Source organism: Flavobacterium micromati, assembly GCF_900129585.1.
GTDB classification, from domain to species: Bacteria; Bacteroidota; Bacteroidia; order Flavobacteriales; family Flavobacteriaceae; genus Flavobacterium; species Flavobacterium micromati.
In genome coordinates this window covers 158,687-170,950 of record NZ_FQWF01000004.1, presented here as the reverse complement: position 1 = coordinate 170,950, position 12,264 = coordinate 158,687, and the positions used below count along the sequence as shown (strand labels likewise).

Below are 12,264 nucleotides of genomic sequence, written 5' to 3'. Positions count from 1 at the left end.
AATTTTTTTAAGTCACAAGAGTAAAAAGAATTAGTAGAAAGATCAAAATTATCAAAATAAATATCTTCTTAAATAAAATTATAACTTTACTGTAAAACGCATATAATCAATTTTTTAAACGAAAATTTCTTTTTATAAAAACCACAACTGCAAATATTTTTAAAAAATTCAACAAAAAAATAAGTAACATTTGTACATACAAATATAAATTATGTTACATTTGTACCAACAAATTACATATATACAAATATGAAAATTGAAGAAATATTAAAATCTAGTGTACCGATGGATAATTCTAAAAAAATTATCTTGAATGTTTTATATACGCAAAATGTAATCATAGAAAACTTTAATGAAATATTAAAACCTTATGAAATTTCAGGAGAGCAATATAATGTACTTCGAATATTAAGAGGGCAAAAAGGAAATCCAGCAAATATGTGCGTTATTCAGGACCGGATGCTTGCCAAGACAAGTAATACTACAAGATTAGTGGATAAACTACTGTTGAAAGAATATGTGACCCGAAAAGTTTGTCCAGAAAACAGGCGAAAAATTGAAGTTTTGATTACTCAAAAAGGAATTGATTTGCTTTCCACGTTAGATCCGAAAGTCTCAGCACATGAAGAGCTTTTTTCCAAAAATTTAACTGCAAATGAGGGACTTCAATTAAATCAATTATTAGAAAAATATAGAAATCAGTAAATAATAAATACAACATGAATACTTTTTTAGAAAATCAAAATTGGAGATACGCAACGAAAAAATTCGATGCTACAAAAAAGATAACAACTGAAGATTTTGCAACATTGAAAGAAGCGATCCGCTTAAGTTCTTCTTCGTACGGACTGCAACCTTACAAAATTATAATTATTGAAAATCCTGAAATACGAGCGCAAATTAAGCCAGCCGCGTGGGGGCAATCTCAAATAGTTGACGCATCTCATGTTATTGTTTTTGCTAACGAACTCAATTATGGTGAGTCAGGAATTGATGGCTATTTTAAAAATGTTAGCCAAACAAGGGAAGTTCCAGTGGAGAGCATGAAAGGCTATATGGACTTCATGAAAGCTACAATTACCGCTTTGTCAGATAGCGAAAGAAATATTTGGTCCGCTAAGCAAACTTATCTTGCTCTAGGTAACTTAATGAATGCGGCAGCTGAGTTGAGAATTGACGTTACTCCTATGGAAGGTTTTGTTCCAGAACAAGTTAATGAAATATTAGGCTTGAATGAACTTGGATTAAACGCCACTCTTATTGCAACATTGGGATACCGACACGAAGAAGATGCAACACAATATTTTAAAAAAGTTAGAAAATCAAACGAAGAATTATTTATCACACTTTAATCACTAAATAAATTTAAACACTCAAACAAATGAAAAATTTCAAATCAATTGCATTAGCATTAGTAGTAGTTTTATCTACAGCAACAGTTTCGGCACAAACTAAAAATGTTGATGCTTCAAAAAGTTCTATTGTATGGACTGGAAAAAAAGTAACTGGAGCTCATGAAGGAACAATTAACTTAAAAGATGGTAATTTAGTTTTTAAAGGGAAAACATTAGTTGGTGGTACTTTTAATGTTGATATGACTTCAATGATTGTAACCGATTTAAAAGCTGGACAAGGTAAAGAAAAATTAGAAGGGCACTTGAAAGCAGATGACTTTTTTGGAACTGACAAACATCAAACTGCTACTTTAGTTTTCAAAAAAGTAGTTACGAAATCACCTAATGTTTACACAGTAACTGGAGATTTAACTATTAAAGGTATTACAAAACCTGTTACTTTCGATCTTGCAACAACCGCTAATTCAGCAACAACAAAAGTAGTAGTTGACAGAACAAAATATGATATTAAATACGGATCAGGGAGTTTCTTTGACAATTTAGGCGACAAAGCTATCAATGACAATTTTGATTTAGCAGTTGCTTTGAAATTTTAATTATCTGTTTCAAATACGTTTTTTAACCCTACCACGAAATTGGTAGGGTTTTTGATTTTTTGAAAAATTTGTAAATACACAGATAAATCTAGATGAGATAGTTCCTTATTTTAGCAATAAAATCCTCAAATAAAATTCTCTTAATACTTCACTTCAATTATTTAAGAAACACAAATCTCTATTTACAAGTAAAAGACAGATTTGAAAACCACTAGCAATTGCTTAAATCAAACTGTTCAAATATACACATACTTTGAGATCAGTTAATGAGAGCACTGACAACAGCCGTAAATTGATTTACAAAGAATTAACACCATCACTTTTTGATAATAAACTCATAATATAGAGAACGACTTTTAGTAACAGCCTGTAATTACTTTTGCAATGGAAACCATTTTCAATTATTTTAAAAACATAACCTGTAAAAAAATTTATAATGAAAGCAAAAATTACAATCCTTCTTTTAATCACTACTATTTTTATGCAAGCCCAACAAGTAAAAGGAATTTATGGCGATAGTAACTGGTTTACCAATTGGACAAATTTTAGACCTGCTACTACTGAATACAGTAATAGTACTCATATTTTAACTGGTATCATTTCTGCTAATATGACTTTATTAAGAAAAAACACTTATCAGCTCGTTGGAGTAGTTTATGTTACAAATAAAGCAACATTAACAATTGAATCAGGAACTGTAATTCGCGGCGACAAAGAAAGTTGTGGTACACTTGTAATAACCAAAGGTTCTAAAATAATGGCCGAAGGAAATGAAACGGCACCTATAGTGTTTACCTCTAATAATACTATATCCGATCGCAGACCGGGAGATTGGGGCGGCATTATAATACTTGGCGATGCGCCAATAAATAGAATTGGCGGTATAGGATATTTAGACTTAAATCTAAATCCAGAAGTTAGTTACTACGGCGGAAACAACGAGGACGATAACTCTGGAGTTCTAAAATATGTTCGTATTGAATATTCTGGTAGGAAATTAAAAGCTTTGAAAGAATTAAACGGTTTATCTCTTGCTGGAGTTGGCAGAAAATCACAATTTGAATACATACAAGTTAGCTATTCTAATGATGATTCATTTGAATGTTATGGGGGAAACGTTAATTTTAATAATGTAATTTCATATCGAGCCACTGATGATGATTTTGATTATACACAAGGCACACAAAGCACTATTACAAATAGCATTGCAATAAGAGATCCATTTTCTTTTGATACATCGGGATCAAGATGTTTTGAAATCGATTCTGTAGATAAAATCGAAAATTTCGATCCAAGTAAAAAATTAACAAAAATTGAAGCACAGAACATGACTTTTCTAAATACTCAAGAAAACGTTCAGGGACTAGTGCGTGAGGCTATTTACATTAAAGATAAAAGCTTTTTATCTTTAAACAATAGTGTTATTTCTGGTTTTGAAGCGGTGGTTCTATTGGATTCTAAGATTAGCAATATCACCTCAAATCTTACTAGAATTAACTTTCAAGGGGTCATTGCAAATAATTGTACTGAAAAATTTATTAGTGAGGACGCAACCCTTAATAATGAAATAATGCAATGGTTTAATAACGAAGCATTTAATATGGAATACTCAAAAATATCAAATGGCAATTTTTTTTTACAGCCAGTAATAAAGAAATATCCCGATTTCAGATTGAAAATGCAAACTACTTTTGCAAATCGTTAATGATGCAAACCTAAAATGAAATAAGGTTTTTAGTCTTTTTTAAATAAAAACTGAGTTTAACAACATTTAAGCCAAAGTAATTATAAAAGCAATTATCGTTATTTTAACAAAAAAGAGTAAAATATATTAAAATTTAACGGTTAATATATTTGAATTATCAAATTACATTTATACATTTGTCCCAATAAAATAAAAAATGAAAACAATTTTAAAAAATACTTGGTGGTGGAGCAAATTACGTCAGTCGTCGTGAACTAAGCTCCTATAGTATTATTTAAAACTATAAATATAAAAGGCTTGTCATCACGACAGGCCTTTTTTTTGTTCTAATTTCAAAGATAAATAGCAACGAACAGTTCGTTCTTAAAGATAAAAAAAAATAAAATGAAATCTTTTTTACTCAATACAAATTACAAACAAATTCTTGCTGATACGATTACGCCGGTAAGTGTTTATTTAAAAATTAGAGACAAATTTCCCAACAGTCTATTATTAGAAAGTAGCGATTATCACGGCAATGATAATAGTTTTTCTTATATCTGCTGTAATCCTATCGCATCAATTAAAATAGAAAATGAAACCATAAATAAAACGTATCCTGACGGAACTTCAGAGAAAATTGTAGTTGATTCCACTATTGATATTCCTGCGATCATTCAAGAGTTTTCTCATCAGTTCAAATCAGAGAAAAATGATTTCAAATTCATCAACAACGGATTGTTTGGATACATTTCCTATGATGCAGTTCGGTATTTTGAAAAAGTAGTTATTGCTAAAAAAGAAAATAGCAACACCATTCCTGATGTTTATTATGCGGTTTACCAAAATATAATTGCAATTAATCATTTTAAAAATGAAGCCTATATTTTCTGCCATAGTTTAGACGATAAAAATAATATCTCGGAAATCGAACAATTATTGCAGTCGAGAAATATTGCTTCTTATAAATTTTTTAAAGAAGGCGAAGGTTTTTCTAATTTGACTGACGATGAATTTATGCGTAATGTGGCTTTGGCCAAAAAGCATTGTTTTAGAGGTGATGTTTTCCAATTAGTATTATCAAGAAGATTCACACAAGGTTTCAAAGGAGATGAATTTAATGTTTACCGAGCTTTGAGAAGCATCAATCCTTCACCATATTTATTCTTTTTTGATTATGGAGATTTCAAAATATTTGGTTCTTCGCCCGAGGCCCAAATTATTGTAAAAGATCGTAAAGCCGAAATTCATCCAATTGCTGGAACTTTCAAAAGAACAGGCGATGATGAAAAAGACGCTGTTCTTGCTAAACAATTATCAGAAGATAAAAAAGAAAATAGCGAGCACGTTATGCTTGTTGATTTAGCCAGAAATGATTTGAGTCGGAATGGACATGAAGTTAAAGTAGAAAAATACCGCGAAGTGCAGTTTTTTTCTCATGTGATTCACCTGGTTTCAAAAGTTACAGGACATTTGCATAAAAACGCTACTACCATGCAAGTCGTTGCAGATACCTTTCCAGCAGGAACATTAAGTGGCGCGCCAAAACATAGAGCAATGCAACTTATTGAAGAATACGAAAAAACCAATCGGAATTTTTATGGAGGTGCGATAGGATTTATGGACTTTGAAGGAAATTTTAATCATGCGATTATGATTAGAACTTTTCTTAGCAAAAATCATCAATTGCACAGTCAAGCAGGAGCAGGAATTGTTGCTAGTTCAGATGAAGAAAGTGAAATGCAAGAAGTGTATAATAAATTACTGGCGTTGAATAAAGCGCTGGATTTGGCGGAAACAATATAAATCCCCTCCCCAACCCTCCCCGAAGGGGAGAGAGACGATAATCAAAGAATTAATATGGAAAAAATGGAAAATAAAAATACAGTCACCTCAACTTTTCCCCCTTTGGGGGTTAGGGGGAAAATACTAGTCATAGACAATTACGATAGTTTCACTTATAATTTAGTGCATTATCTAGAGGATTTAGATTGCGAAGTTACGGTTTATAGAAATGATGAATTTGATATTGATGAAATAGCGGTTTTTGATAAAATTTTGCTTTCTCCTGGTCCAGGAATTCCAGATGAAGCAGGATTATTAAAAGAGGTGATTCGGAAATATGGACCAACAAAAAGTATATTAGGTGTTTGCTTAGGACAGCAAGCAATAGGCGAAGTTTATGGCGGAACACTTTCAAATTTAGATAAAGTTTATCATGGCGTTTCTTCGATGGTAAAAACATCCGTTACTGATGAGCTTTTGTTTGAAGGTTTAGGAAGCGAGTTTGAAGTAGGACGCTACCATTCATGGGTTGTTGATGAAACATTGCCTGATGCGCTTGAAGCGACTTCTTTTGACGAAAACGGCCAAGTAATGTCCCTTCGCCATAAAACATTCAATGTACGTGGCGTTCAGTTTCACCCAGAAAGTGTGCTTACACCAAACGGAAAAAAGATTTTAGAAAATTGGGTTAAAAGCGCCACAATCACCCCACTGCAATAAACTGAATTCAAAGCTAATAAATATTAAATAAAACCCTATTTCCCCCAATAGGTGCTCTCCTCAGGTTAGAGGGGTTGGGGCAGGATTATGAAAAACATATTAAATCGACTTATCAATCACGAAACACTTTCTGCAGAGGAAGCTAAAAACGTTTTGGTCAACATATCACACGGAAGCTATAATGCTAGCCAAATTGCTTCTTTTCTAACGGTTTATATGATGCGCAGCATTAGCATTGAAGAGCTTTCTGGTTTTCGCGAAGCTTTACTAGATTTGTGTATTCGAATTGATTTATCGGAGTATAATACAATCGATTTATGCGGAACAGGTGGCGACGGAAAAGACACTTTTAATATATCTACTTTGGCCTCTTTTGTTGCAGCAGGAGCTGGCATAAAAGTAGCAAAACATGGAAATTATGGTCTTTCATCTATTTCTGGTTCAAGTAACGTAATGGAGAAACTGGGTATCAAATTCAGTAATGACGCTGACTTTTTAGAGCGAAGCATTGATCAAGCTGGAATTTGCATTTTACATGCGCCATTATTCCATCCCGCGATGAAAAACGTTGGACCAATTCGAAAAGAATTGGCGGTAAAAACTTTTTTTAATATGGTTGGACCAATGGTAAATCCGTCATTTCCTCAAAATCAGTTGGTTGGCGTTTTTAATCTTGAATTGGCTAGAATGTATGCCTACTTATATCAAAACACCAATACTAATTTTACGATTTTGCATTCGCTTGACGGATATGATGAAGTTTCGTTGACGGCACCAACAAAGATTATCACCAGTAAAATGGAGGGCATGTTAAATCCCGAAGATTTTGGTGTTTCTCTTTTGCTGCAAAGCGAAATCGCAGGTGGAACCACTATTGATGATTCGGCTCAAATGTTTGTCGATATTATTTCTGGAAAAGGAACTGAAGCGCAAAATAATGTGGTCTGCGCCAATGCAGGAATGGCGATTGCGACAGTAACAAAATGCTCTCCTTTAGAAGGATTTCAAATAGCGAAAGAAAGTTTATTATCAGGTAAAGGGCTTTTATCTTTGAAGAAATTACAAGAATTAAGTAAAGAATAAATGCAGACTAAAGAAATTACAGCCTTTGCCCGCAAAATGCAAACACGGATTTAACAGATTAACACAGATTAAAAAACTTTGTGCCTTTGCGACTTAGTGGCAAAATAAAAACACAGATTACACGATTAACACAAATTAAAAAGCTTTGTGCCTTTTGCGCCTCAGTGGCAAAATAAAAACACAGATTACACAGATTAAAAAACTTTGCGCCTTTGCGCCTTAGTGGCAAAATAAAAACACAGATTACACAGATTAAAAAACTTTGTGCCTTTGCGCCTTTGTGGCGAAATAAACGCACAAATTTCACAGATTAAAACAGATTAAAAAACTTTGCGCCTTACAAGCAAAACATAGATTTAAAGAATTCCTTAGTCCTAAAAAAAGATATGAATATACTAGACAAAATAATAGTTGATAAAAAACGAGAAGTCATTCTCAAAAAATCTATAATTCCTATATCACAATTAGAATCTTCGATTTTTTTCGAGAAAACAACAATTTCCTTGAGCAGCAATTTGCGGAACAGTACAACAGGAATTATTGCAGAACACAAGCGTCGTTCCCCTTCAAAAGCAGAAATAAATTATAGCTTTACAGTAGAAGAAGTAACTAAAGGCTATGAAGAAGCGGGAGCTTGCGGTATTTCGGTATTAACTGATGGAAAATATTTTGGCGGTTCTTTAGACGATTTGCTTTTGGCGAGAGCCACAGTCAATATTCCGTTATTGAGAAAAGAATTTATTGTTGATGAATACCAAATTCTAGAGGCTAAAGCTCATGGCGCCGATTTGATTCTGCTTATAGCATCTGTATTAACTCGTGAGGAAATCAAATCTTTATCGGAATTTGCTAAAAGTTTGAATTTGGAGGTTTTGTTAGAAGTGCATAGTCAAGAAGAATTAGAAAAATCGATTATGCCAACATTAGATATGATTGGTGTTAATAATAGAAATCTAAAAACATTTGAAGTGAGCTTGGATTTTAGCAAGCAATTAGCCGCTCAAATTCCTGATGATTTTGTAAAGATTTCTGAAAGCGGTATCAGTTCGATTGAAGCAATCACCGAACTAAAACCTTATGGATATAAAGGATTTCTAATTGGCGAAAACTTTATGAAAACCGATGACGCTGGAAAATCAGCTAAAGAATTTATTAAAAAAATAAGCCTCTTAGCTCCCGAAGGGGGAACTAGCAACTTATAAATACTCATTTTAATAATGAACTCATTTATGAATAATAAAAACAATAGTAATCTTCAAACACATTCCAGTCCACTATCTCCCGCCGCGTTAGGATCAGAGGGATTTAGGATCAAAATTTGCGGTATGAAATACCCCGATAATATGACCGAAATTGGTTCACTCCTACCCGATTATATGGGATTTATATTTTGGGAAAAATCAGCTCGGTATTTTGATGGTCAAATTCCTGATTTACCAGAATCAATCAAAAAAGTAGGTGTGTTTGTCAATGAAAGTATCGAAGTCATTTTGGCGAAAGCCTTACAATACAATTTACAAGCAATTCAATTGCATGGGGAAGAATCGGTTGAATTTTGCAAAATTTTAAAAACAAAAATACCACAAGAAATTAAAATTATCAAAGTGTTTTCAATAAGCGATGATTTTGATTTTGACCTCTTGACGCCATTTGAATTGGTGTGTGACTTTTTCCTTTTTGATACCAAAGGAAAACTACCAGGAGGAAACGGATTCACTTTTGACTGGAAAGTATTAGAAAATTATTCATCAAAAAAACCATTCTTTTTAAGCGGCGGTATTGGAACAGAAGAGATTAATTCGATAAAAGAAATATTAAAAACACAATTACCCATTCACGCTTTAGATTTAAATAGTAAATTTGAAACTGCGCCTGGATTAAAAGATAAAACAACATTTGAAAATTTTCAGAAAAACTTGAACCTTTAAATTATAAAAAAATGAGTTACAACGTCAACGAAAAAGGATATTACGGAGAATTTGGAGGAGCTTTCATTCCTGAAATGTTATACCCAAACGTAGAAGAATTACGTCAGAATTATTTAAAAATAACAGCTGAACCTGAATTTCAAGCTGAATTTGACGACCTGCTAAAAGAATATGTTGGTCGCCCTACTCCGCTTTATTTTGCAAAGCGTTTATCAGAGCAGTACAAAACAAAAATCTACTTGAAAAGAGAAGATTTATGTCACACTGGCGCGCACAAAATCAACAACACAATTGGACAGATAATTCTAGCAAAACGTTTAGGTAAAACTAGAATAATTGCCGAAACTGGGGCTGGTCAGCATGGCGTAGCGACAGCAACTGTTTGCGCATTGATGGGACTAGAATGTATCGTTTATATGGGAGAAGTAGACATTAAGCGTCAGGCGCCAAATGTAGCTCGTATGAAAATGTTAGGTGCAGAAGTTCGTCCCGCTATGTCAGGATCAAAGACTTTAAAAGATGCAACTAATGAAGCGATTCGGGATTGGATTAACAATCCAGTGGACACTTACTATATCATTGGATCTGTAGTAGGACCGCATCCTTATCCAGATATGGTGGCCCGTTTTCAATCGGTTATTTCTAAAGAAATTAAAGAACAATTGCTAGAAAAAGAAGGTCGTGAAAATCCTGATTATTTGATTGCCTGCGTAGGCGGTGGAAGCAATGCAGCAGGAACTTACTATCATTTTCTAGATGATGAAGACGTACATATTATTGCGGTCGAAGCTGCTGGTTTAGGAGTTGATTCTGGCGAGAGTGCTGCTACTTCTGCTTTAGGAAAAGTAGGCGTAATTCATGGGAGTAAAACTTTATTAATGCAGTCTGTTGATGGCCAGATCACGGAACCGTATTCTATTTCGGCAGGACTTGATTATCCTGGCGTAGGTCCTATGCATGCTAATTTATTCAAAACAGGTAGAGCGCAATTCATCTCGATTACTGATGAGCAAGCGATGCAGTGGGGAATTAAATTATCCCAAATGGAAGGCCTGATTCCTGCCATTGAAACCGCACACGCTTTTGCCGTTCTTGACGAAATGAAATTCAAACCAGAAGATATTGTAGTCATTAATCTTTCGGGTCGTGGCGACAAGGATTTGAATACCTATATTGATTATTTTAACTTATAAAAGCGTTCGCTCTAATTAGTTTTAGGGCGTTCCCTTGCTTTCACTATCGTTACTGCAAGGTCAGGCTTTCCATTACAATCTTTTTTACCTTGCTAAAAAGCAAGTAAAAAAAGGATTTACATTACAATCCTTAACGCAAAAGCAAACAAAGTGGTTCAATTTACATTTTCAAAATAGAAACTATGGAAAAATTATTCGCTTACGGAAGTTTACAAAATGAAGACGTGCAAAAAGACCTTTTTGGACGTATTCTTGAGGGAACTTCTGAAAAATTAATTGGATACATCATTAAAAAAATTCAAATTGAAGAAGAATTTGGTTTAGTTCACTATCCAATTATTACTGAAACACAAAATCCTGAAGACACAATTGACGGAATGGTTTACGCAATCAGCGCACAAGAGCTCCACCAATCTGATTTATATGAAGGACTACATTATAAACGAGTAGAAGTACAATTGCAATCCAAACAGACAGCTTGGGCGTATAGTGCAGCGATTTAAGGTACGAGAGGGTTGAGGTACGAGGGCTGAGGTACGAGGTTTGAGGTACGAGGTACGAAGGTTGATATACTAAGTTTGCGGTACTAGGTACGAAGGTTGAGGTACGAGGTTGAAATTTTAGGTACAAGGATTGAAGTGCGAAATACGAAGTTAAAGCAGCATATTATCATGAAGACCTAAATTATCAATATTGTTTATTAACAAATTAAAAGTCGTGTAAATAGCAGTAAGGTGCGTTTTCTTTTCAAATATTTCGGGACATTTCAATTATTGAATAAAGAAGTGAATTATGACAACAAATCGAATTCCTGAAAATGGAAGCAAAACGAATAGATAACAACCATTTTTTTCAACGATATAGAATAGCAAAAAAAATCAGTATAATATAAAGAATCTAGTTTAGTGCACGCAGTTTATTCTCGCGTAACTGAGATTTAAATCGAATATTTAAACAAAATGAACAGAATAAATCAAAAATTACAAGAATCTAAAAAAATAGTATCGATCTATTTTTCAGCTGGATATCCAAGTTTAAACGACACAGTCCAAATCATTCAGGATTTAGAAAAAAATGGTGTCGATATGATCGAAATAGGATTGCCTTTTAGCGATCCGTTAGCCGATGGACCAACAATTCAGGAAAGTTCTACGCAGGCTTTGCACAACGGTATGACAACGCAGGTCTTGTTTGACCAATTAAAAGATATTCGTAAAACAGTTTCTATTCCGTTGATTATAATGGGTTATTTCAATCCAATGTTGCAGTTTGGAATTGAAAATTTCTGCAAGCGATGCGCTGAAATAGGAATTGATGGATTGATTATCCCTGATCTTCCCGTTGATGTTTATGCTGACGAATATAAAAATACTTTTGAAAAATATGAATTGAAAAATATATTTTTAATCACTCCACAAACATCTGTACAACGCATCAACTTTATCGATGGCGTTTCTGATGGTTTTATATACATGGTCAGTTCTGCAAGTGTTACAGGATCACAAACTGGTTTTGGAAGTGAACAAGAAGACTATTTCAAACGAATTGCCGACATGAATTTGAAAAATCCTCAAGTAATTGGTTTTGGGATCAACAACAAAGAAACCTTTGATCAAGCGACACAATTTGCCAAAGGAGCCATTATAGGAAGTGCTTTTATTCAGGATTTAACAAAAAATGGAACTGGAAAAATAAAAGAATTTGTCGAGGCTATTCGGTAAATCTTCTTTTTTTAAAATAATAAACGACGTTTAAATTTAATTTGAACGTCGTTTTTTTTATGTCGTAAATGAATGATCTGTTTTTTCTATATTGTAATAAAAAAAATTTAAGATATTTGTTTAAAAATCGTTACCAAGTAACGACAAGCAAACCAAGTATTGTGGTTTAGCCACTAAGATTCAGCGACTATTTATAAGT

The 12,264-nt window shown here is 33.4% G+C and carries 12 protein-coding genes; all 12 read left to right on the top strand.

Annotation, left to right across the window (positions count from 1 at the left end):
* Positions 1 to 249: 249 nt before the first annotated feature.
* The 12 genes from BUB42_RS05835 (at position 250) to trpA (ending at position 12,065) form a co-directional block, all read left to right on the top strand.
* The gene (locus tag BUB42_RS05835) at positions 250 to 705 is read left to right on the top strand and encodes a MarR family winged helix-turn-helix transcriptional regulator (RefSeq protein WP_073018119.1); all 456 of its coding nucleotides are present in this window, start codon (positions 250 to 252) and stop codon (positions 703 to 705) included.
* A 14-nt stretch (positions 706 to 719) separates the two neighbouring features.
* A complete protein-coding gene (locus BUB42_RS05830; RefSeq protein WP_073018118.1) occupies positions 720 to 1,352 on the top strand; it encodes an NAD(P)H-dependent oxidoreductase in 633 nt (210 codons plus the stop codon).
* A 29-nt stretch (positions 1,353 to 1,381) separates the two neighbouring features.
* Complete coding sequence (locus BUB42_RS05825) at positions 1,382 to 1,951, top strand: YceI family protein (protein WP_073018116.1); 570 nt, start codon at positions 1,382 to 1,384, stop codon at positions 1,949 to 1,951.
* Positions 1,952 to 2,387: 436 nt separating this feature from the next.
* The gene (locus tag BUB42_RS05820) at positions 2,388 to 3,656 is read left to right on the top strand and encodes a hypothetical protein (RefSeq protein WP_073018115.1); all 1,269 of its coding nucleotides are present in this window, start codon (positions 2,388 to 2,390) and stop codon (positions 3,654 to 3,656) included.
* Between the two features lie 384 nt (positions 3,657 to 4,040).
* Positions 4,041 to 5,441: an anthranilate synthase component I family protein gene (locus BUB42_RS05815; protein WP_073018113.1), complete on the top strand. Its 1,401-nt coding sequence runs from the start codon at positions 4,041 to 4,043 to the stop codon at positions 5,439 to 5,441.
* 63 nt (positions 5,442 to 5,504) lie between these two features.
* Positions 5,505 to 6,140, top strand: a complete 636-nt coding sequence (locus tag BUB42_RS05810) for an anthranilate synthase component II (RefSeq protein ID WP_073018236.1) — start codon at positions 5,505 to 5,507, stop codon at positions 6,138 to 6,140.
* An 87-nt stretch (positions 6,141 to 6,227) separates the two neighbouring features.
* The gene (gene trpD / locus BUB42_RS05805; RefSeq protein ID WP_073018111.1) at positions 6,228 to 7,223 is read left to right on the top strand and encodes an anthranilate phosphoribosyltransferase; all 996 of its coding nucleotides are present in this window, start codon (positions 6,228 to 6,230) and stop codon (positions 7,221 to 7,223) included.
* A 386-nt stretch (positions 7,224 to 7,609) separates the two neighbouring features.
* Positions 7,610 to 8,425 (top strand): indole-3-glycerol phosphate synthase TrpC, encoded by an 816-nt coding sequence (gene trpC, locus BUB42_RS05800; RefSeq protein ID WP_073018109.1) that lies wholly within the window; start codon positions 7,610 to 7,612, stop codon positions 8,423 to 8,425.
* A 123-nt stretch (positions 8,426 to 8,548) separates the two neighbouring features.
* Positions 8,549 to 9,151, top strand: coding sequence for a phosphoribosylanthranilate isomerase (locus BUB42_RS05795; RefSeq protein WP_073018235.1), 603 nt, complete (start codon positions 8,549 to 8,551; stop codon positions 9,149 to 9,151).
* A gap of 11 nt (positions 9,152 to 9,162) precedes the next feature.
* Positions 9,163 to 10,344: a tryptophan synthase subunit beta gene (trpB, locus tag BUB42_RS05790; RefSeq protein WP_073018108.1), complete on the top strand. Its 1,182-nt coding sequence runs from the start codon at positions 9,163 to 9,165 to the stop codon at positions 10,342 to 10,344.
* A gap of 182 nt (positions 10,345 to 10,526) precedes the next feature.
* Complete coding sequence (locus BUB42_RS05785; RefSeq protein WP_073018106.1) at positions 10,527 to 10,847, top strand: gamma-glutamylcyclotransferase family protein; 321 nt, start codon at positions 10,527 to 10,529, stop codon at positions 10,845 to 10,847.
* Between the two features lie 456 nt (positions 10,848 to 11,303).
* Positions 11,304 to 12,065: a tryptophan synthase subunit alpha gene (gene trpA / locus BUB42_RS05780; RefSeq protein WP_073018104.1), complete on the top strand. Its 762-nt coding sequence runs from the start codon at positions 11,304 to 11,306 to the stop codon at positions 12,063 to 12,065.
* Positions 12,066 to 12,264: the final 199 nt, after the last annotated feature.